A 21227-nucleotide genomic window follows, 5' to 3' on the forward strand; every position below is an offset into this window, starting at 1 on the left:
TATACTATAATCCAAAGCGAGTCAGGGACGGTGAGAGCCTGATGAGGCGGTATATGTGAAGAACACCTTGGAGTTGCTAACCGAAATTGAATTTTGTATTCAAGAGTAGACTTAGACGGGAATCCGGCCTGTTACAAACCGGGAAGTATGTATTACATACGAGTTAAAGTTGGTCTTTATGACAAATTGGGTGGTACCGCGAAGTTTAACCTTTCGTCCCTTTATGGATGAAAGGTTTTTTTGTATTTAAATATATGAGCAAAGGAGAATTTCACTATGGAAAACACATTAGTAAAAAGTCTGTATAGAGATACAGAAAAGTATGCAGATCAAACAGTACAAGTATCAGGGTGGATTCGTAACTTACGTGATTCAAAAGCATTTGGTTTCATCGAATTAAACGACGGTAGCTTCTTCAAAAGCGTTCAAATCGTTTTCGATACAGAATTAGAGAACTTCAAAGAAATTGCAAAACTTCCACTTAGCTCTTCAGTTAAAGTAGAAGGTAAAGTAATTGCAACGCCGGGAGCGAAGCAACCATTTGAAATTAAAGCAGAAAAAATTGATATCGAGGGCTTATCAGATTCTGATTACCCACTTCAAAAGAAGCGTCATACGTTTGAATACTTACGTACAATCGCTCACTTACGTCCAAGAACAAATGCATTCTCTGCAACGTTCCGCGTACGTTCTATCGCAGCATTTGCGATTCACCAATTCTTCCAAGAGCGTGGATTCGTACATGTCCACACACCAATCATCACTGGTAGTGATACAGAAGGTGCTGGCGAAATGTTCCGCGTAACAACGCAAGATTTAAATAACCTACCAAAAGGTGAAGACGGAAAAGTTGATGAGTCAAAAGACTTCTTCGGTAAAGAAACAAACTTAACAGTAAGTGGACAGCTGAACGCTGAAGCTTATGCATTAGCATTCCGTGATGTATACACATTCGGACCTACATTCCGTGCAGAAAACTCAAACACAACTCGTCACGCTGCTGAGTTCTGGATGGTTGAGCCTGAGATTGCATTCGCTGAACTAGGTGACGTAATGAACCTTACAGAAGATATGCTGAAATATGCAATGAAATACGTATTAGAGCATGCACCAGAAGAAATGGAATTCTTCAACAGCTTCGTTGATAAAACAGTTCTAGAGCGCATGAACAACGTAATCAACTCTGACTTCGGTCGCATCACATATACAGAAGCAATTAAAGTGCTTCAAGAATCAGGTGCTGACTTCAAATACCCAGTAGAATGGGGAATTGACTTACAAACAGAGCACGAAAGATACTTATCAGAAGAAATCTTCAAACGCCCTGTATTCGTAACTGACTATCCGAAAGACATTAAAGCATTCTACATGCGTTTAAATGAAGACGGTAAAACAGTAGCTGCTACGGACCTTCTAGTTCCTGGTATCGGCGAATTAATCGGCGGAAGCCAACGTGAAGAAAGAATGGACGTTTTAGTAGACAGAATTAAAGAATTAGGTATGAACGAAGAGGACTACTGGTGGTACTTAGAACTTAGAAAATACGGCGGTACAAAACACGCTGGATTCGGTCTAGGTTTCGAGCGCTTCCTAATGTACATCACTGGTATGGCTAACATCCGTGACGTAATTCCATTCCCAAGAACTCCAGGTTCTTCTGAATTCTAAAATATGAAAAAAGGCGAGAGGATTTCCTCTCGCTTTTTATTTTACATATTGTATAGTTTATTCCCTCGTAGCAAAAAGTAACGCGAAGGGGTGAATATAAATGAGTAAAAAAGTGAAAAAAGATCATTCAAGATCGGGCCTAGGTTCTCCAGAAGTTGAAGGACAAGGAACGACGACACATGAAACAGGTTCTCATAAAGTATCTTCATCAAATAAGAAGCAGAAACGAAGCTAACATAACAAAGGAGAGTCTTAAGGGCTCTCCTTTGTTATGTGTTACATCTTATTATCGTTAATTTCTTTTGTAATCTTATTAATGTCTTTGTCTAATCGATCTAAATAGAAAAACCACAGTAAACTTATGAACACGTAATAGATGGCCATCACGCCAAGATTATCAGATATATTTTCGAATGTGGATTTAGTAGTGAAAAAAGCTCCCCAAATTATAGAAATAGTGAGGTAAGAAAGTGGGCCTACGAGGTGTACGAAAGCATATAGTACCTTTTTAACTTTTACAGCGTTCATATGAAAAACCTCCTTTTTCTAATCATACATTCAAGTTCTTCACAGAAGTGTTGTAGTTTTGCTGGATTATGTATTAACAAGCGTGCATCGTGTTTCCCGATAAATCTTCGAATCCGAAAGTTTAATAAGAAAGATCGACCATAACGCTCTATTAAATCGTTGAACGCTGGTTGTTCACTTAGTAGCTGAATGTTTTCTCTAATTTCGAACTGTCTTTCGTGTGGATCGCCTAGTAAAATATTTAGAATCATTTGTAGAAGTAGCAATGTAGATCTCCTCCTATGTTAGAATAATCTGTATATTATAATTATAACAAAACTATAAGGACAATAGTAGGATGAAACAAAAAACAGGAGTTTGTAGGCTCCTGTTTTTGTCGATACTATTTTAATAAGCGAAGCGCCTTCTCCGTATTAGCGAAATGCAGTTTCACAAACTCGGGTAATCGTTCTTTACCAAGCTTTTGAATTAATTTAGCAGCAGCGATATCAACTTGTTTACCAGCACCTTTCGGAAGTGGCATACCAGCTTTTTTACTTAGTTCGTCAAACTGTTTTACGAATGAGTAGCGAGCTAAAATAGAAGCAGCGGCTACTGCTAAATGGACGCTTTCACCTTTCGTAGCGAAATAAACATTTTCACGCTGTACCTGTTTTTGTTTTGCTAAATATTTGTAGTATGTATCAGGTTGTGTGAATTGGTCGATTAAGACGCCTTCAGGTTTTGTAGGTGCCATTTTAGCTAATAAGTTTGTAATAGCTTTATTGTGTAGTAAAGCTTTTAGCTTACCTTGGTTGTTTCCTTTATCAAATAGCTCGTTATATTTTTCGTTATGAAGGACAAGAGAGCTATAAGGAACAACGTGTAGAAGTTGTTTCGCAATGGCAGTAATTTGATCGTCATTTAAGTTTTTAGAGTCTTTTACACCAAGTTCTTTTAGTAGTGGAATTTGCTTCGCATCCACATATACAGCAACGACTGTCATTGGTCCGAAGAAATCACCAGTACCAACTTCATCAGACCCTACAATAGACATTGTACTGATGGAAGCAGGCGGCGCATAACGGTGTGAATCGACAGATTTTTTTACAGCTGTTTTTGGTGTTTGAGAGACAGTTTGCCAACGAGAAGCTTCTGCTTCAGCGCGGCCTCCTTGGAACATTACTTTTCCAGATTTATACGCTGTAATCGTGCAAGATGGCACCTTTGCCATGAAGATTCCGCCTTGTGGAATTTTCGGGCTAAGCGAATGTTTATATTGTTGTTTCATGTCTTCAATTACTGTAGAATTTGTTTGAATTACGATAGAATTTGACATAATGGTCGCCCCTTTTTTTATATTGTTATTTTTATCATATCGGATTGTTCTTTCTGTTTCCATATTATGAAGGTTCATGGTATGATAAACTTTAGGATTCTGTACGTGATTGGAGGCCGGTGAGTTGTCACAACAAAAGGGAAAGAAAAGTCGAATTAATGTAGAAATCTATGGTCAGCAATATTCAGTTGTTGGCGATGAAAGTACAAGTCATATCCGCATGGTAGCAGCGATTGTGGATGATAAAATGCGCGAACTCAATGCCAAGAATCCTTCGCTTGACACGAGTAGACTAGCGGTATTGACGGCGGTAAACGTCATACACGATTACATAAAATTAAAAGAAGAACATGAGAAATTGAAAGAAAGTATGACAAAAAAAGGAATGGAATAACATGATTGATATTATTATCATTTTACTGCTTGTTATGGGATTTTTCCTCGGCTTACGCAGAGGGTTTATTCTGCAACTTGTAAAGTTAACAAGCTTTATTATCGCATACCTTGTTGCATACTGGTACTGTAAAGATTTAGCGCCAGCACTTGCGAAATTTATTCCGTATCCATTTGATAAAAACGTATCTGTTCCAGAATGGATTGATGCAAATAATATTGAGACAGTATTTTATCAAGCGCTTGCGTTTATCATATTGTTTATTATTACAAAAATAGCACTTTCATTACTTGGTAATTTGTTAAATATGTTTGCAGAAATACCGGTTTTAAAGCAAGTAAATGCGTTTGCGGGGGCAATCCTCGGATTTTTAGAAGTATATATTGTTTTGTTTGTCTTAATTATCATTGGAAACATTCTTCCGATTGAACAAGTACAAACACCATTACAAAAATCATCAATTAGCAAAATAATTGTAGACGATACACCGATTCTATCTGAAAAGGTGAAGGAACTATGGCAGACAGGTAGCAGAGTATAACTTCTCTTTTTTCGGAAAGAGAAGTTTTTTTCTATGAAAGAAAGGCGGGGTAATGATGAAAGTAAATAAAAAACAAGTTATCAAATTATTAGAGACAATCGGGCTTTTTATGGAACTAAAGGGTGCGAATCCATTTAAAATATCTGCATTTCGTAAAGCGGCAGCAGCATTAGAAAGTGACGATCGTAGTCTTTCTGAGATTGAAGATTTCACAAAGATTCCGGGCATCGGAAAAGGAACAGCAGCCGTTATTCAAGAATATATAGAATCGGGAACATCTGAAGTATTACAAGAACTTGAAAAAGAAGTACCGAGTAGCTTATTGCCGTTATTAAAACTACCAGGTCTTGGTGGTAAAAAGGTGGCTAAGTTATATAAAGAGCTAGGCGTTATTGATATGGAGACGTTAAAAGCTGCTTGTGAGGAAAATAAAGTACAAGCTTTAGCTGGTTTCGGTAAGAAGACAGAAGAGAAAATATTAGAAGCAATCGATCAAGTAGGCTCTCGTCCAGAGCGTTTACCAATTGCGATGGTATTGCCTATTGCCGGGGAAATAGAGGAGAAATTGTCGAATATTGCTGAAGTAATTCGTTTCTCTCGCGCTGGTAGTTTGCGCCGTGTTCGTGAAACAGTGAAAGATTTAGATTTTATCATTGCAACGACAGAACCAGCAGCGGTACGTGAGCATTTACTACAATTCGATAATATGATTGAGGTAATCGCAAGTGGGGATACGAAAGTTTCTGTTCGTCTTCAATATGAATATGATATTTCAATCGATTTCCGCTTAGTAAAACCAGAAGAGTTTATTACAACACTTCACCATTTCACAGGATCAAAAGACCATAACGTAAAAATGCGTCAAATCGCAAAAGATAAAGGCGAGAAAATTAGTGAGTACGGTGTAGAGAACTTAGAAACAGGTGAAGTGAAAACATTTGAGACTGAAGAAGACTTCTTTGCTCATTTCGGTCTACCATTTATTCCGCCAGAAGTGCGTGAAGATGGAAAAGAAATTGAATTAATTAAAGAGTATCCGAACTTAATTCAGTTTTCCGATATACAAGGTGATTTACATATGCATACAACTTGGAGTGACGGTGCTTTTTCTATTGAAGAAATGGTACAAGCGTGCCGTGCTCGTGGATATAAGTTTATGGCGATTACTGATCACTCGCAATACTTAAAAGTAGCGAATGGTTTAACGAAAGAGCGTCTTCGTGAGCAAGCGAAAGAAATTGAACGTATGAATGAAAAGTATCCAGACATTACAATTTTACGCGGAATTGAAATGGACATTTTACCAGATGCCTCGCTTGATTTTGATGATGAAGTATTAGAAGAATTAGACTATGTCATTGGAGCGATTCACTCTAGCTTCTCACAAGACCGTGAAACGATCATGAAGCGTCTGCGTACTGCACTTGAGAATAAACATGTCACAATGATTGCTCATCCGACAGGACGTCTTCTCGGGCGCCGTGAGGGTTATGATGTAGATACAGATTTATTAATTGAACTCGCAAAAGAGACAAATACAGTTTTAGAATTAAATGCGAATCCGAACCGTCTAGATTTAAGCGCGAAATTATTAAAACAAGCACAAGATGCTGGTGTAAAAGTAGCGATTAATACAGATGCTCATACACTTGAAATGTTAGAAGATATGGAAACAGGTGTAGCAGCAGCACGTAAAGGTTGGATTCAAAAAGATAACGTGATTAACACATGGGATATTGAACGTTTATTAGACTATATTAAACGTAATAAGTAACGCAAGGGGGACCTGCAACATGTTAGAAAGAACGTTGCGTGTATTAGAATACAATAAAGTAAAAGAACAATTACTTGAACATACAGCCTCTTCACTTGGCCGTGACAAAGTGAAGCATTTAGTGCCGAGCACTGATTTTGAAGAAATTGTAGAAATGCAAGATACAACGGATGAAGCAGCGAAAGTTATTCGTTTAAAAGGTAGTGCACCATTAGGTGGTATTACGGATATTCGCTCAAATGTGAAGCGTGCAAAAATTGGGAGTATGTTAAGTCCAAATGAATTACTTGATATTGCGAATACGATGTATGGTAGTCGTAATATGAAACGTTTCATTGAAGATATGGCTGATAACGGTGTCGAGCTTCCGATTTTAGAAACTCACGTCGCTCAAATTGTATCTTTATATGATTTAGAAAAGAAAATTACAAATTGTATCGGTGACGGCGGTGAAGTAGTCGATAGCGCAAGTGATAAACTGCGTGGTATTCGTACTCAAATTCGTACTGCGGAAAGCCGTATTCGTGAAAAATTAGAAAATATGACGCGCTCTTCAAATGCGCAAAAGATGCTGTCTGACTCGATTGTAACGATTCGTAACGAACGTTACGTAATCCCAGTAAAACAAGAATACCGCGGCGTATATGGTGGTATTGTTCACGATCAATCAGCTTCTGGACAAACGTTATTTATTGAACCGCAAGTCATTGTAGAATTAAATAACGCACTGCAAGAAGCTCGTGTGAAAGAGAAACAAGAAGTCGAACGCATCTTATTGATGTTAACAGAAGAAGTGGCAGTAGAAGCCGATATCGTTTTATCAAACGTAGAAGTAGTTGCGAATCTTGATTTCATTTTTGCGAAAGCTTTTTATGCAAAGCGAATTAAAGCAACGAAACCAATCGTAAATAACGAGCGTTATATGGATTTAAGACAAGCTCGCCATCCGCTAATCGATCCAGAAATTATTGTGCCAAATAACATTATGTTAGGTAAAGATTTCACGACAATTGTTATTACAGGACCGAATACAGGTGGTAAAACAGTTACGCTGAAAACAGTTGGTATTTGTGTTTTAATGGCGCAATCTGGTCTTCACATTCCAGTAATGGATGAGTCAGAGATTTGTGTGTTTAAAAATATATTTGCTGATATCGGTGATGAGCAATCGATTGAACAAAGTTTAAGTACGTTCTCCTCACATATGGTGAACATCGTTGATATTTTAGAAAAAGCTGATTTTGAAAGCTTAGTTTTATTCGATGAATTAGGTGCTGGAACAGACCCACAAGAAGGGGCTGCACTAGCAATTTCGATTTTAGATGAAGTATGTAATCGCGGTGCTCGCGTTGTTGCAACGACGCATTATCCAGAATTAAAAGCATACGGATATAACCGTGAGCAAGTTATTAATGCGAGTGTTGAGTTTGATGTAAATACATTAAGTCCAACTTATAAATTATTAATCGGTGTACCAGGCCGTAGTAATGCCTTTGAAATTTCGAAACGTCTTGGATTATCTGATCGCGTTATTGACCAAGCACGCAACCACATTAGTACAGATACGAATAAAATTGAAAATATGATTGCGAAGTTAGAAGAAAGCCAGAAGAACGCAGAGCGTGACTGGAACGAAGCAGAAGCACTTCGCAAACAATCTGAAAAACTTCATCGTGAATTACAACGTCAAATCATTGAATTTAACGAAGATCGCGATGAACGATTATTAAAAGCGCAAAAAGAAGGGGAAGAAAAAGTCGAAGCTGCAAAGAAAGAAGCAGAAGGCATTATTCAAGAACTTCGTCAATTGCGTAAAGCACAGCTTGCAAACGTGAAAGATCACGAGTTAATTGAAGCGAAGAGCCGTCTAGAAGGCGCAGCACCAGAGCTTGTTAAGAAACAAAAAGTAAACGTGAAAAACACTGCGCCGAAGCAACAGTTACGTGCAGGTGATGAAGTAAAAGTATTAACGTTCGGTCAAAAAGGTCAATTACTTGAAAAAGTAAGCGATACTGAGTGGAGCGTACAAATCGGTATTCTGAAGATGAAAGTAAAAGAATCTAACATGGAATACATTAACACACCGAAGCAAACAGAGAAAAAAGCAGTTGCAACGGTAAAAGGTAGAGACTATCACGTTTCATTAGAACTTGACCTTCGTGGTGAACGATTTGAAAATGCAATGGCGCGCGTTGAGAAATACTTAGACGATGCCCAGCTTGCAAGCTATCCTCGCGTATCAATTATTCACGGTAAGGGGACAGGAGCACTTCGCCAAGGTGTACAAGATTACTTGAAGAAGCATCGCGGTGTAAAAACCTTCCGTTACGGCGACATGGGCGAGGGAGGCCTAGGCGTAACAGTTGTCGAATTAAAATAGAAAACAACGAAACAAAGGGGAAACCATTATATGTTTATGGACAAACTTGCAAAAGTATTGTTAGCTTGTTGCGGAATATTTTTGGTGATTGGGGTTATTTATTTAGTTGTTTTTGCGAAGTGAAAAAGCGTCAATCGTTGCAGAATTATATTGCCATAGATTGACGCTTTTAATATATGTGAAAAGGAATAGAACATGAAAATCAACCAATACATAAGCGAAGCAAAATCATGCTCCAGACGTGAAACAGATCGCCTCATTAAAGCTGGACGCGTGGCTATTAATGGTGAAATATGTACGCACGGTGAACTTGTGAGCGATGGTGATGTTGTAACGATTGATGGGCAAGTTATTGTAAAAGAAGAGAAAGAAAAGGTGTACATAGCCTTTCATAAACCAGTCGGAATTACTTGTACAGCAGCTGATCATATTGAAGATAATATTATTGATTATATCAATTATCCAGAGCGAATCTTTCCAGTTGGACGATTAGATAAAGCATCGGAAGGACTTATCTTATTAACGAATGACGGCGGCATTGCGAATCGAATTTTACATGGTGATCATGAGCACGAGAAGGAATATGTTGTCACAGTCGATAAACCTTTTACGGACTGGTTTATTGATGAGATGTCCAGCGGTGTAAAGATTAAAGATGGAATGACGAAGCCGTGCAAAGTGACAAGAGTCGATCAATCAACATTTCGTATCGTTTTAACGCAAGGAATGAACAGGCAAATTCGTAGAATGAGTCGAGCTTTCGGGTTTACTGTAATAAAGCTAAAGCGAGTACGCATTATGAATATAGAGCTAAATGAGCTTGAAGTTGGAAAGTGGCGGAGCGTTACAGCTGAAGAGTTAGAAATTTTAATAGGGCAGTTATAGGGAGGGAAAATTTTCTCCCTATATTTTTTTTGTCAGAAAAAATAAAACTATTGATTTTTTAAAAAATAGCCCATATAATAAAAAACAACAAGTTTCGACAAGATATTTTATAAAAGTAATGATGAGGACATGAGTTGTATTTTACGATTCTCAGAGAGGGAAGCCTTAGGCTGTGAGCTTCCTAATACGAAAAGACAAGCTTACCACCTCTAAACTTCAAGAGTGAACTGCATACATGATGCATTGTAATTCTTGGCGGATAAAACCGTTATCAATTTACACGAGCTATAAAATGAGCTTATTTCGTTATAAATTCATTTTATTAGAATAAGGGTGGAACCACGATTTCAACACTCGTCCCTTTGTTAGGGACGGGTGTTTTTTGCGTTCTTTTACGGGGAAGTATGCTTGAAAGAGGATATGTGACGGATTTTAATTCAGAATATTTTGTTAATTTATTATTTTAGGAGGTTAGTAGAAATGAAATCATCTTTAAAGTTTTCGGAGATGTTTGCAATAAGTTTAATGTTATTTGCACTGTTTTTTGGTGCAGGTAATATGATTTTTCCACCAGCGTTAGGGCAAGGTGCTGGAACGGACGTATGGATCGCGCTGTTTGGTTTTATCGTAACAGGCGTTGGACTACCTTTATTAGGAGTAATTGTTATAGCTTTAAAGGGAGATATTAATGAGCTAGCAGGACGTGTACATCCTATATTCGCACTTGTTTTTATCACTGCAATTTATTTATGTTTAGGCGTATTCGTAAGTGTGCCGCGTACAGGAACAGTAGCTTATGAGATGAGTGTTGCACCGTTTTTACCAAGTGAGATAGCTGGTCAGTCATATCCACTTGTTATCTTTACACTTATTTTCTTTGCAGTCACTTTCTATTTAGCTTTAAATCCTTCGAAATTAGTGGGTCGTATTGGTAAGGTGCTAACTCCAATATTATTAGCTGTTATTGCAATTATCGTAGGTAAAGCACTTATTACACCAATTGGAGAATTTGGTGCACCGACAGAAGCGTATAGTGCTCCTCTCTTTAAAGGATTTATTGATGGATATTTAACTTTAGATGGACTTGCAGCACTGGTATTCGGAAATGTTGTAATTCATGCGTTAAAAGAAAAAGGAATTACAAATAAAAACAGTATTGCAAAAGTAACAATCTTTGCAGGATTTATTGCAGCGCTTGGTCTACTACTTGTGTATTTAGCACTTGCTTATCTTGGAGCTTCTAGTGTGTCACTTGGAATGGGCGCAAACGGAGGAATTATTTTAACAAATGTCGTGAATCATTTATTTGGTAGCTACGGAACTTTATTACTAGGGATCGCAATTACAGCAGCATGTTTAACAACTTCTGTAGGTATTGTTGCAGCTTGTGGTGATTACTTCTCTTCCTTATTACCAAAGCTTTCTTATCAAAAAGTCGTTTTCATTTTCTGTGTATTAGCATTTATGGTAGCAAATCTTGGGTTAACTCAGTTAAATGCATTAGCATTACCAATCTTAATCGCAATTTATCCAATTGGAATCGTACTTATCGTATTATCACTTGTTGAAAACTACGTTCGTCTTCCATTAGCGATGTATGTGGGCGGGATTGTAGGAGCATTTGCAATAAGTTTCTTTGATGGATTACACAATGCAAACCTTCAAATTGCAGCGCTAGCACCTATTTTAGATAAGATTCCATTATATAGTGTAGGAATTGGTTGGTTAGTTCCAGGCATAATCGGTATAGGATTTGGTTATATAGTTTCTAAGTTTCAAAAGCAGGAAATTGCTGTAGAAAAATAGAGAAAAGAGGCTTTCTATTATAGAAAGTCTCTTTTTTTGTAAAAAAAGCCGCATATAGAGAAATTCAGATATTAAAAATTTTATACGTAATATAGTTGACAAAAAAATTATGAGTAGGCTAAGATTGACTTAGTTGTGGAAATATTGGAAGGGAAGTGAGGGAAAAGGGGTTTCTATAACTATAGTGTTGTTGTGGGAAGAGGTGAAAGAAGAGGAGAAGAGATAGTTTATTTTTTTTGATTTGAATTGAGAATGATAATCAATAAATGCGTTTTATCATTTTTTCTCAGTTTCTATGCCTTCGTATAAGGAATAGGGTGAGATATTATTTTTAATATTAAATGAGAATGATAATCAATAATACTTATGTTACATAAAAGAATGCTAATTAAATAATAGGTAGAAGAGATTATTTTTTTCTTATAAATTGAGAATAATTATCATTTTCAAAAAGTGAAATGAAAGATAAGCAAGGAGGAAACAAGAAAAATGAAAAAGGTTTCTGTATTACCCGCTTTTATTATAACGTTCGTATGTATGCTAGCTTTTCTTGTAATGCCATACGGGAATGCTTCAGCAAAACTAGCTGATGGTACTTACGATATTAATTACGTAATTCAAAAAGCGGAAAATGATTCAGCTTCAATGGCAAATGACTATTTTGAAAAGCCGGCAAAATTAATAGTGAAAAACGGTGAGATGAGAGTACAAGTTCCGATGAATCATAGTGCTTGGATTACAGAATTTAAAGCACCAGAGAATGGGAATTTTGTTGATGCGAAAGCTGTTAGTAAAGATGAATCGGCAGATAAAAGAACAGTAGAGTTTAAAGTAGATGATTTATCCAAACCGGCAGCTGTAAAAATTCATGTTGTTGTACCAAATGCAAACTATGACCACCACTACACAATTCGTTTTGCTTTTGATGCAAATGTAAAAGCTGTAGGTGGCGATAACGGCGTAGCTGCTACAACAAAAAATAATGATCAAGCGAAAACAGATACACAAGTAAAAGAAGAGAAAACAAAAGTAGAGAGTAAGGAAACAGCTAAAGAAGTGAACAAAGAAACAAAAAATGAAAATGGAAAAGCTGAAAAAACAGATAACCCAAAAACAGGCGATGAAGCACGTATTGGATTGTTTGTAGCGTTAATTCTTATTTCAGGTGCTTTCTTAATTCGTAAAGTGAAGTTGAGTAAATAAATCTTTTGAAGGGTGATGAATATATGTTTAAACAATTTAAAATGATTATTGCTGTATTTGCTGTTTTATTTACGTTTATCGCAACACTAGGTTTACAAGATGCAAAGGCTGCTACAAAACTAGCTAATGGAAAATATAATATTGCTTTTACTGTATGGAAAGGCGATAAAGATGAATCGTCTAGAATGAATAGTTATTTTGAAAGCCCAGCAACATTAACAGTTAAAAATGGAAAACAATATGTTTCATTTAAAGTGAAAGATAGTGCTTCTATTAAAAGTTTCCAAGTAGAAAAAGATGGTCAATTTGTAGAAACAAACGTGTTAAGTGAAAACAAAAAAGATAATACTAGAGTAGTAGAATTTGAAGTTGCTGACTTGTCAAAAAAACTAAATGGAAAGGTGAAAATTAATATTCCAATTATTAATTATAATGCTTCATATGATATTCGCTTTGTATTTGATGGGAGCAGTATTAAATAATTTTCAAAAGGGAGAGTCGTTCCATTGAACAGGTATACAAAAATTATTGTTGCTATGTTTTTAATGATATTTACATTCGTATCAACATTACAACCACTTGCAGTTCAAGCAGCTACCAAGTTGGCTGACGGTGAATATTCAATTGGGTTCAAAGTTTTAAAAGATACATCAGATGAAGAATCGATGATGAATCAATATTCAGTAAGCCCAGGGACTTTAAAAGTGAAGGATGGGAAAAAGAAAGTATCCTTTACATTAACGAATAGTTCATGGATTACGAAGTTTGAAACAGAAAAAGCAGGTAAGCTAGTTGCGACAAATATAATTAGTGAAGATAAAGAAAAAGATACAAGAGTAGTAGAATTTGATGTAGAAGATGTAGAGAAGGTATTAAATGCAAAAGTAAAAGTAGATATTGATTTTTTAAATTATCATCATGAGTACGACGTTCGTATTGCATTTGATCAAAATAGTATTACACCAATTCATGTGGAACAACCAAATGAAAAAGAGGACCCAGCTAATAAGCCAGATCCAAATGAAAAACCGGATCCAAGTCAGAAGCCCGACCAAAAGCCTGACCCAGATCAACAACCAAATTCTAACACAATTACAGATGGTGCGTACAGCATTCCATTTAAAGTGTTAAAAAATCAAACAGATGAAGAATCTAAGATGAATACTTACATGGTAAATCCAGGAGTATTAAAAGTAGAAAACGGTAAGAAAAAAGCAATTGTAACATTAAAAAGTAGCTCATTAATTAAAAATTTCCAAACGGAAAAAGATGGCGCATTTGTTGATGCAAAAGTAGTGAGTGAGGATAAGGAAAAAGATACAAGAGTAGTAGAGTTTGAAGTAAACGATTTATCTAAAAAACTAAATACAAAAGTATTTATCGAAATGGCATCAAGAAATTATAAGCAAACGCATGATGTACAACTTTTATTTGAACAAGATAAACTTGAACAAATTAAAAATGAAGAGAAACAACCAGAAGTAGAAAAACCGGAAGCAGAAAAACCGGAAGCAGAAAAAACAGAAGTAGAAAAACCGGAAGTAGAAAAACCGGAAGTAGAAAAACCAGAAGTAGAAAAACCGGAAGCAGAAAAACCAGATGAAAATAAAAAACCAGATGCTGAAACAATTAAAGATGGTGAATACAGCATCAATTTCAAAGCATTAAAAGATCAAACAGACGAAATTTCAATGATGAACACATATACAAAAAGTCCAGGTGTGCTAAAAGTAAAAGATGGTAAGAAGTATGTATCATTTACGTTAACGAACAGTTCTTGGATTACAAAATTTGAATTTGAGAAAAATGGTTCGTTTGTTGATGCACATGTAATAAGTGAAGATAAAAAAGCTGATACACGCGTAGTGGAAGTAGAAGTACCAGATTTATCAAAAAAGTTAAATGCAAAAGTAAAAGTAGATATCGATTCAATGAATTATCACCATTTTTACGATATTCAATTTGCATTTGATAAAGGTAGCATTAAGCCGTTAGATAGCCAAGGCGGAAACAACAACCAAGGCGGAAACAACAACCAAGGCGGAAACAACAACCAAGGCGGAAACGACAACCAAGGCGGAAACGACAACCAAGGTGAAAACGACAACCAAGGTGGAAACAACAACCAAGATGAAAATAATAAACCGAGAGTAATAGTTGATCCGGAAAATTTAGTAGATGGCCAATATGATATTACATTTAAAGTATTAAAAGATAAAACAGATGAGATTTCAAAGATGAATGACTATGTTGTAAATCCAGCGAAATTAATCGTAAAAGATGGTAAAAAATATATTGAGATGACGCTGAAAAATAGTGCGTGGATTACGAAATTCCAAGCGGAAAACAATGAACTATTCGCTGATGCGAAAGTAGTAAGCGAAGATAAAAATGCAAATACGCGAGTAGTACAGTTTGAAGTAGAAGATCTATTTAAAAAATTAAACGCAAAAGTAAAGGTAGACATCGATGAGATGAACTACCATCATTTCTACGATGTACAAATTCAATTTGATACAAATAATATCGGCGCGTTAGGAACTATTAAAGAGGAACCGAAAAATGAACCGAAAAATCCAGTGACTACACCGAAAGTAGATAATGTAAAAACAGTAGGTACTCCTGATTTTAACCGAAATGCAGATGGTCAGAAGAAAAAAGAAGATACAAAAAATGATTCAAAAAAAGAGAAAAACTCAAAAACTGCAGATACAGCACAACTTGGTTTATACATGGTGTTACTGCTAGGTTCACTTGCTTTACTAGTTCGTAAATATAGAGCAGGTAGATTGTAATTTTTGGAGTCTTGATGCATGTTCGCGTGCATCAAGACTTGTTTCATATTGTATGGAAAGGAGTGGTGATTGAGAGTGAAGAAAATTGCAAGTGTACTAATGGCTATCATTTTGTTAATGGGTATAGCCGGGTGCTCATCACCAAAAAAAGAATCAGCAAAGCAGGTAAAGAGTGAAAGTAAAGAGCACGTTGTTGCAACAACAGTGGCTGTTACTGAAATTATGGATGCGTTAGAAGTAGATTTAGTCGGCGTTCCAACAAGTTCTAAAACTTTACCGAAGCGATATAAAGGTTTACCTGAAGTTGGGAATCCAATGAGTCCAGATATGGAAAAGGTAAAGTCATTAAAGCCTTCAGAAGTGTTATCTGTGACAACACTTGAATATGAATTAAAGCCAGTTTTTGATGGTGTGGGTATGAAAGCAAACTTTTTAGATTTAACGAGTTTGAAAAATATGCAAAGTTCTATTAGCGATTTAGGTAAGAAATATGGGCGTGAAAAACAGGCCGAAGCAGTAGTAACTAAATTAGATAAAAAGGTTGCTAGCATTCAAAAAGAAGTAAAAGGAAAGAAAGAACCGACAGTGCTTATTTTATTAGGTGTGCCGGGAAGTTATTTAGTAGCAACAGAGCATTCTTATATTGGAGATTTAGTGAAACAACTAGGTGGTAAAAATATTGTGCAAGGTGAACAAGTAGAATATTTAGCTTCTAATACAGAGTATTTAAAGAAAGCTGATCCAGATATTATTTTACGAGCAGCTCATGGTATGCCTGATGAAGTTGTAAAAATGTTTGATAAAGAATTTAAAACAAATGATATTTGGAAACACTTTGCTGCGGTTAAAAATAACCGTGTTTACGATTTAGAAGAGCGTTTATTTGGAACGACAGGTAATTTAGCAGCAATTGAAGCATTAGATGAATTGAAAAAAATGATGTATCCGTGATGCATTTTAATATAAAGGAAGAGTAGAATGAATAAAAAAACTTGGAGTTTCCTCATTGTTACTGCATTGCTTATTGTTATGACATCATTGTCAGCGATGAAAGGTAGTTTAGAAGTAGGTATTGTTGAACTTGTACAAGGGATATTTACAGGTGGAAATGAAGATGTTGAAGTCATTAAAGATTTACGTTTTCCGCGTATTATTATTGCGTTGTTCACTGGAGCGGCTCTCGCTGTTTCAGGTGTGCTTTTTCAAGCTGTTATGAAAAATCCACTCGCTGATGCTGGGGTAATCGGTATATCTTCAGGAGCAAGTTTTATGACACTCGTTATTATTACGTTGTTCCCGCAATTCTTTTTCTGGACACCCGTATTCGCCTTTTTAGGTGGTGCGCTTGCATGTTATCTCGTTTATTCGTTTTCATGGAAATCAGGATTAAGCCCGCTTCGCATTATTTTAATTGGTATTGCCATTAATGCAATGTTTACTGGATTAAATGAATCATTCGTTACGATTTGTGGATATTTTATTAAGAGTATTAAGCAAACGACGACTTCTAACATAACAATGAAGACGTGGGGCGATGTAGAAATAATGGTGACTTATGGAACGATTGGTCTTATTCTTGCTCTGTTCGTAGGAGCTTGGTGTAACTTATTATCGCTACAAGATAAGACTGCGAAAAACTTAGGCTTGCACGTGACGAGAGTTCGTCTTATTATTTCTGCCATTGCAGTACTCTTAGCGGCAGTATCAACAGCGATTGTAGGTGTTATTGCTTTTGTAGGATTACTAGTTCCGCATATTTCAAGACAATTAGTCGGTTCAGACCATAAAGTATTAATTCCATTTTCTGCTCTTGCAGGGGCGTTATTAATTTTGACGGCAGATACGATTGGAAGGTTAATTGTGCCACCTAACGAAATTCCAGCAGCAACAATTATGGCGGTTATTGGTGGTCCATTCTTAATATTCTTGCTTGGAAAGAGTGATAAAGTTCATGGAAATTAAAAATGTAACCTTTTCATACGATAACGTAACAAATCGATTAAAGTCTGTTAGTAGTGAAATAGAAATTGGGAAAATTACAACAATCATTGGACCGAATGGATGTGGGAAATCAACATTACTTAGTGTCATGTCTAGAAACCACGCTCCTAGCAGTGGAGAAGTAATACTTGATGGGAAAGCGATTAGTGAATATAAACCGAAAGAGTTTGCTAGAAAACTAGCGGTTGTCCATCAACAAAATGAGGCTCCAGCAGATATTACAGTGGAAAAGCTAATAAGCTTCGGGCGTATGCCATATAAAAATATATTCTCTCCGCAAACAGATGAAGATAGAGAAGCGATTGAGCGTGCGCTAGTATGTACGAATTTACAAAGTAAGCGTGATAAGCCAATTTATGCTTTATCTGGTGGAGAGAGGCAGCGAGTTTGGATCGCAATGACATTAGCTCAAAATACACCAATGCTCTTCTTAGATGAGCCGACCACATATTTAGATATTTACTATCAGCTAGAAATATTAGAGTTAGTGAAAGAGTTAAATGAAGTGCATGGACTAACGATTGTAATGGTATTACATGATATTAATCAAGCCATTCGTTATAGCGACCATATTATCGTTATGAAAGATGGAGAAATCATTACGAAAGGTAATCCTAATGATGTAATAACAGAAGAAATGATTAAAGCAATATATGGTGTAGATGTCATTGTAAAGCAGGATGAAGATACCGGATTGTACATGGTACCTATGGGAATCTAAAGGCTGAGCATAATCCGTTTTGAGGTGATAATTTGAATAGTAAGAAAGGACGGAAAAAGAATTCTTTTTTTCAACGCATACTTACAATTGTGTTTTTAGGAATCTTTTTCTATTCAATGTATGAGTTGGGCGGGATTTTCATGGATTATTATGAAAATCGTAAAGTAATGGCTGAGGCACAACATATTTATAAAAGAAGTCCAATGGAAGAAAAATCAGAAGATGGAGAGGTACGTAAACAGTTTCAGGATCTCCAGAAAATTAATCCAGAGATAGTCGGATGGATTACGATGGATGATACACAAATTAATTATCCAATCGTTCAAGCAAAAGATAATGATTACTATTTATTTCGTAATTATAAAGGTGAAGATATGAGAGCGGGAAGCATTTTTATGGACCATCGTAATGATGTGAAATCTCAAAATCGAAATACGATTTTATATGGCCATCGTATGAAAGACGGTTCTATGTTTGGTAGTTTAAAAAAGATGTTGGATGAAGACTTTTTTATGTCTCATCGTAAATTATATTACGATACATTATTTGAAGGATACGACGTGGAAGTTTTTTCAGTATACACGACAACAACGGACTTTTATTACATTGAAACGGATTTTGAAAATGATGCAGCATATACATCGTTCTTAAAGGAAATTCAAGAAAAATCACTGTACAAAACGGATACGGAATTGACGGCTAATGATGAAATCGTAACACTTTCTACTTGTGACTATGCGCTTGATCCAGAGGCTGGAAGGCTAGTTGTACACGCAAAATTAATAAAAAGAAATTAAAGAAAAAAGTATAGAATATGAGAAGTGATAGATAACGCTTCTCATATTCTATACTTTAAAAAAGGACTGTTTTTACTGTGCTGCAGCCATTGGCATACGTACAACTTTTACATCATAGTAAGCAATTTTATTATCAAGAATATATTCTGGCATTCCGCCTTGATGTGAGTGAGCATCTTTAAATGCAGCGCTCTTTGTCCAACCTTGGAAATCTTCTTTTGCATTCCAGCGAGTGCTAATTGTTACTTCATCATAATCAACTGTATTTTGCGTTAAAAGAACTTCTAGACCTAAAAAGCCTGGCATCGTTTCAACTTTACCTACTTTATTAAAACGCTCAATTAATGTATGTCCATTTCCCTTTGTAATTTTAGCTGTATTTGTAACGATAATCATGTTTATTCCTCCTATAAATATAGCCTTTATTTTCGAGAACTCATATACATTAAATGATAATGAAAATCATTATCATTGTCAATGCTAAATGTGAAATATAAAAGTTTTTTATATTATATTGGACAGTAAGATTTCCAGTTCAAAATGTAGTAAATATGTGGCAGTTAAGCGAGAGAATGAGCGAGTTGTACTAGCAAAGCAATAATATGGTATAGTGAAACGAGGCTGTTTTTTCAGTCTCGTTTTTTAAATGCTTCCTGTAGAGAAAGCATGCAAATGGAAAGGAAGTTATTATATGCGATCAGAAGTAACTGTAAAAATAAAACCGAAATTTATAAAAGAAATTAAAAGTGGATATCCGCTTATTTTAAAAGATGCGATTCAAAATTTAAATGATGTTCGTGAAGAAGGAACAATCATTAAAGTAGTAGATGAGAAGAACCAATTTATCGGAAAAGGCTATTATGGAAAACAAAATAAAGGGTACGGCTGGATTTTAACGAGAAAAGAGAGTGAACAAATTAATCAATCTTTCTTTGAAAGTAAAATCAAATCTGCCTTACATAAACGAAAGCAATTTTACAAATCAAGTGATACGACAGCATTCCGTGTGGTGAATGGTGAAGGTGATGGTCTTGGAGGACTAATTATCGATTATTATGATGGCTATTATGTAGTAAGTTGGTATAGTGAAGGGATTTATACTTTCAGAGATGAGATTATAGCCGCTCTTCAAAAAGTAGCAAACTTTAAAGGTATTTATGAGAAAAAGCGTTTTGATACGAAAGGGAAATATATTGAGGGGGATGATTTCGTAGCAGGAGAGCGCGGCGAGTTCCCACTTATCGTAAAAGAGAACGGTGTAAACTTTGCGGTTTATTTAAATGATGGGGCAATGGTTGGGGTATTTTTAGATCAACGTAACGTTCGAAAACAAATTCGTGATAAATATGCAAAAGGAAGAACAGTGTTAAATATGTTCTCTTATACAGGTGCTTTCTCTGTATTTGCAGCTCTTGGCGGAGCGAGTAAAACGACGAGTGTTGACCTTGCAAATCGTAGTTTAAGTAAAACGATTGAGCAGTTTAGTGTAAATGAAGTTGATTATGAAGCGCAAGATATTATTGTAGAAGATGTATTTCTTTACTTCAAATATGCAGCGAAGAAAAAAATGAAATTTGATATGGTCGTACTTGATCCTCCAAGCTTTGCACGCTCAAAAAAATATACATTTAGTGCAGCAAAAGATTATAAAAATTTATTAAAAGAAACAATTGCTATTACAGAAAATAACGGTATTATCGTTGCTTCTACAAACTGTAGCGCATTCGATATGAAAAAGTTTAAAGGCTTTATCGATACAGCCTTTAAAGAAATGAATGGCAAATATAAAATATTAGAAGAACATTCTTTACCAGAAGATTTCCGTACCATTGATCAATTTAAAGAAGGAGACTACTTAAAAGTAGTTTTCATCGAGAAAATTAAAGGTTAATAAAGAAAAGGAGCTCGAGTTTACTTGAGCTCCTTTTCTTATTGAACGATATTTTGTACTCTACCGACTTGCCCGTCCTGCAATCGTACTTTAATGCCATGCGGATGGGAAGGGGAGTTTGTTAAAATATCTTTTACAATTCCACGTGTTAATTTGCCTGTTCGTTGATCTTGTTTTAATACAATATCAACTTCAAGACCGGGGGCGATATTAGAACGTTTTTGTCCGTTCATTTATACACCTGTACGTCTACGTTGGTTGTTTGTTTTCTTTGTTTGTTGGTTTTGTAATTTTTTTGTTTCTTGGCTTTGATTTTTTGCATTTTGACCATTTCCATTTCCTTGCTTTTTCTTAGCAAGTTGTTCACGCATTAAATCAGCTAAGCTTACTTTTTTGTTTTCTGACATGATAAGTCTCCTTTATATAAAGTTAATTATGAACAATCGTAGTGAATTTCATCATATCATTGTTAAGGAAGGAAGGGAAGTTGGTTTGAAAATTCATATAATTGTTTCCAGTCTGTAG

At 35.8% G+C, this 21227-nt stretch carries 22 protein-coding genes and 2 other annotated features (1 of these 24 running past the window's edge); of the genes, 16 read left to right on the plus strand and 6 right to left on the minus strand.

Annotated elements, in window-relative coordinates:
- Positions 1-224 (plus strand) — a binding site (T-box leader); it begins 28 nt to the left of the window's first position.
- 52 nt (positions 225-276) lie between these two features.
- Both asnS and D1166_RS03045 read left to right on the plus strand, forming a co-directional pair.
- Entirely contained in the window at positions 277-1668 is a 1392-nt protein-coding gene (gene asnS, locus D1166_RS03040; protein WP_000432177.1) for an asparagine--tRNA ligase, read from the plus strand.
- 100 nt (positions 1669-1768) lie between these two features.
- Positions 1769-1903, plus strand: a complete 135-nt coding sequence (locus D1166_RS03045) for a YuzL family protein (protein WP_000039590.1) — start codon at positions 1769-1771, stop codon at positions 1901-1903.
- Positions 1904-1944: 41 nt separating this feature from the next.
- On the opposite strand, the gene D1166_RS03050 is transcribed toward D1166_RS03045, so the two are convergent.
- The 3 genes from D1166_RS03050 to rnhC all read right to left on the minus strand — a co-directional run bounded on the left by D1166_RS03050 (position 1945) and on the right by rnhC (position 3514).
- Positions 1945-2196: a hypothetical protein gene (locus tag D1166_RS03050; RefSeq protein ID WP_000994758.1), complete on the minus strand. Its 252-nt coding sequence runs from the start codon at positions 2194-2196 to the stop codon at positions 1945-1947.
- Complete coding sequence (locus D1166_RS03055) at positions 2193-2462, minus strand: hypothetical protein (RefSeq protein WP_000925537.1); 270 nt, start codon at positions 2460-2462, stop codon at positions 2193-2195. The genes D1166_RS03050 and D1166_RS03055 overlap by 4 nt, the downstream gene beginning before the upstream one ends.
- Positions 2463-2578: 116 nt before the next feature.
- A complete protein-coding gene (gene rnhC / locus D1166_RS03060) occupies positions 2579-3514 on the minus strand; it encodes a ribonuclease HIII (protein WP_000071574.1) in 936 nt (311 codons plus the stop codon).
- A 124-nt stretch (positions 3515-3638) separates the two neighbouring features.
- On the opposite strand from rnhC, the gene zapA reads away from it, so the two are divergent.
- From zapA to srtB, 13 genes are all read left to right on the plus strand, one after another.
- On the plus strand, positions 3639-3908 hold the full coding sequence (gene zapA, locus D1166_RS03065; RefSeq protein WP_000082701.1) for a cell division protein ZapA: 270 nt from the start codon (positions 3639-3641) through the stop codon (positions 3906-3908).
- A gap of 1 nt (position 3909) precedes the next feature.
- Complete coding sequence (locus D1166_RS03070; RefSeq protein WP_000565412.1) at positions 3910-4449, plus strand: CvpA family protein; 540 nt, start codon at positions 3910-3912, stop codon at positions 4447-4449.
- Positions 4450-4504: 55 nt separating this feature from the next.
- The gene (gene polX / locus D1166_RS03075) at positions 4505-6223 is read left to right on the plus strand and encodes a DNA polymerase/3'-5' exonuclease PolX (protein WP_000867517.1); all 1719 of its coding nucleotides are present in this window, start codon (positions 4505-4507) and stop codon (positions 6221-6223) included.
- A gap of 19 nt (positions 6224-6242) precedes the next feature.
- Positions 6243-8603 carry an endonuclease MutS2 gene (locus D1166_RS03080; RefSeq protein ID WP_000893716.1) on the plus strand — a complete coding sequence of 787 codons (2361 nt, stop codon included), beginning with the start codon at positions 6243-6245 and terminating at the stop codon, positions 8601-8603.
- Between the two features lie 195 nt (positions 8604-8798).
- The gene (locus tag D1166_RS03085) at positions 8799-9488 is read left to right on the plus strand and encodes a 23S rRNA pseudouridine(2604) synthase RluF (RefSeq protein WP_000700746.1); all 690 of its coding nucleotides are present in this window, start codon (positions 8799-8801) and stop codon (positions 9486-9488) included.
- A 109-nt stretch (positions 9489-9597) separates the two neighbouring features.
- Positions 9598-9853: a binding site (T-box leader), on the plus strand.
- A gap of 115 nt (positions 9854-9968) precedes the next feature.
- Positions 9969-11294, plus strand: a complete 1326-nt coding sequence (gene brnQ6 / locus D1166_RS03090; protein ID WP_000842650.1) for a branched-chain amino acid transport system II carrier protein BrnQ6 — start codon at positions 9969-9971, stop codon at positions 11292-11294.
- A 489-nt stretch (positions 11295-11783) separates the two neighbouring features.
- The gene (gene isdC / locus D1166_RS03095; protein WP_000757942.1) at positions 11784-12497 is read left to right on the plus strand and encodes a heme uptake protein IsdC; all 714 of its coding nucleotides are present in this window, start codon (positions 11784-11786) and stop codon (positions 12495-12497) included.
- Positions 12498-12520: 23 nt separating this feature from the next.
- Positions 12521-12979 (plus strand): NEAT domain-containing protein, encoded by a 459-nt coding sequence (locus tag D1166_RS03100; RefSeq protein WP_061654516.1) that lies wholly within the window; start codon positions 12521-12523, stop codon positions 12977-12979.
- 24 nt (positions 12980-13003) lie between these two features.
- Positions 13004-15292 carry an NEAT domain-containing protein gene (locus tag D1166_RS03105; protein ID WP_098220891.1) on the plus strand — a complete coding sequence of 763 codons (2289 nt, stop codon included), beginning with the start codon at positions 13004-13006 and terminating at the stop codon, positions 15290-15292.
- A 69-nt stretch (positions 15293-15361) separates the two neighbouring features.
- A complete protein-coding gene (gene isdE / locus D1166_RS03110) occupies positions 15362-16243 on the plus strand; it encodes a heme ABC transporter substrate-binding protein IsdE (RefSeq protein ID WP_002101379.1) in 882 nt (293 codons plus the stop codon).
- A 27-nt stretch (positions 16244-16270) separates the two neighbouring features.
- A complete protein-coding gene (locus D1166_RS03115) occupies positions 16271-17254 on the plus strand; it encodes a FecCD family ABC transporter permease (RefSeq protein WP_097796817.1) in 984 nt (327 codons plus the stop codon).
- Positions 17244-18014, plus strand: a complete 771-nt coding sequence (locus D1166_RS03120; RefSeq protein ID WP_000403760.1) for an ABC transporter ATP-binding protein — start codon at positions 17244-17246, stop codon at positions 18012-18014. Before D1166_RS03115 ends, D1166_RS03120 begins: the two co-directional genes overlap by 11 nt.
- A gap of 32 nt (positions 18015-18046) precedes the next feature.
- Positions 18047-18811 (plus strand): class B sortase, encoded by a 765-nt coding sequence (srtB, locus tag D1166_RS03125; RefSeq protein ID WP_001086121.1) that lies wholly within the window; start codon positions 18047-18049, stop codon positions 18809-18811.
- 72 nt (positions 18812-18883) lie between these two features.
- Here srtB and isdG read toward each other — a convergent pair whose 3' ends face one another.
- Positions 18884-19207 carry a heme oxygenase gene (isdG, locus tag D1166_RS03130; RefSeq protein ID WP_118043242.1) on the minus strand — a complete coding sequence of 108 codons (324 nt, stop codon included), beginning with the start codon at positions 19205-19207 and terminating at the stop codon, positions 18884-18886.
- 295 nt (positions 19208-19502) lie between these two features.
- On the opposite strand from isdG, the gene D1166_RS03135 reads away from it, so the two are divergent.
- Entirely contained in the window at positions 19503-20702 is a 1200-nt protein-coding gene (locus D1166_RS03135) for a class I SAM-dependent rRNA methyltransferase (RefSeq protein ID WP_001255971.1), read from the plus strand.
- Between the two features lie 38 nt (positions 20703-20740).
- Here the strand turns inward: D1166_RS03135 and D1166_RS03140 are convergent, their stop codons facing one another.
- Together D1166_RS03140 and D1166_RS31140 are read right to left on the minus strand one after the other, a co-directional pair.
- Complete coding sequence (locus D1166_RS03140) at positions 20741-20935, minus strand: YwbE family protein (RefSeq protein WP_001014310.1); 195 nt, start codon at positions 20933-20935, stop codon at positions 20741-20743.
- Entirely contained in the window at positions 20936-21109 is a 174-nt protein-coding gene (locus tag D1166_RS31140) for a hypothetical protein (RefSeq protein WP_001293578.1), read from the minus strand. It lies immediately after the preceding gene.
- Positions 21110-21227: the final 118 nt, after the last annotated feature.

The sequence above is a fragment of the Bacillus sp. ISO11 genome (assembly GCF_003458115.1).
Classification (GTDB): Bacteria; Bacillota; Bacilli; order Bacillales; family Bacillaceae_G; genus Bacillus_A; species Bacillus_A cereus.

Coding starts and splice junctions, on each gene's coding strand:
- asnS (WP_000432177.1), top strand. CDS start 277: ATGGAAAACACATTAGTAAAAAGTCTGTATAGAGATACAGAAAAGTAT.
- D1166_RS03045 (WP_000039590.1), top strand. CDS start 1,769: ATGAGTAAAAAAGTGAAAAAAGATCATTCAAGATCGGGCCTAGGTTCT.
- D1166_RS03050 (WP_000994758.1), bottom strand. CDS start 2,196: ATGAACGCTGTAAAAGTTAAAAAGGTACTATATGCTTTCGTACACCTC.
- rnhC (WP_000071574.1), bottom strand. CDS start 3,514: ATGTCAAATTCTATCGTAATTCAAACAAATTCTACAGTAATTGAAGAC.
- D1166_RS03070 (WP_000565412.1), top strand. CDS start 3,910: ATGATTGATATTATTATCATTTTACTGCTTGTTATGGGATTTTTCCTC.
- polX (WP_000867517.1), top strand. CDS start 4,505: ATGAAAGTAAATAAAAAACAAGTTATCAAATTATTAGAGACAATCGGG.
- D1166_RS03080 (WP_000893716.1), top strand. CDS start 6,243: ATGTTAGAAAGAACGTTGCGTGTATTAGAATACAATAAAGTAAAAGAA.
- D1166_RS03085 (WP_000700746.1), top strand. CDS start 8,799: ATGAAAATCAACCAATACATAAGCGAAGCAAAATCATGCTCCAGACGT.
- brnQ6 (WP_000842650.1), top strand. CDS start 9,969: ATGAAATCATCTTTAAAGTTTTCGGAGATGTTTGCAATAAGTTTAATG.
- isdC (WP_000757942.1), top strand. CDS start 11,784: ATGAAAAAGGTTTCTGTATTACCCGCTTTTATTATAACGTTCGTATGT.
- D1166_RS03100 (WP_061654516.1), top strand. CDS start 12,521: ATGTTTAAACAATTTAAAATGATTATTGCTGTATTTGCTGTTTTATTT.
- D1166_RS03115 (WP_097796817.1), top strand. CDS start 16,271: ATGAATAAAAAAACTTGGAGTTTCCTCATTGTTACTGCATTGCTTATT.
- D1166_RS03120 (WP_000403760.1), top strand. CDS start 17,244: ATGGAAATTAAAAATGTAACCTTTTCATACGATAACGTAACAAATCGA.
- isdG (WP_118043242.1), bottom strand. CDS start 19,207: ATGATTATCGTTACAAATACAGCTAAAATTACAAAGGGAAATGGACAT.
- D1166_RS03135 (WP_001255971.1), top strand. CDS start 19,503: ATGCGATCAGAAGTAACTGTAAAAATAAAACCGAAATTTATAAAAGAA.
- D1166_RS03140 (WP_001014310.1), bottom strand. CDS start 20,935: ATGAACGGACAAAAACGTTCTAATATCGCCCCCGGTCTTGAAGTTGAT.
- D1166_RS31140 (WP_001293578.1), bottom strand. CDS start 21,109: ATGTCAGAAAACAAAAAAGTAAGCTTAGCTGATTTAATGCGTGAACAA.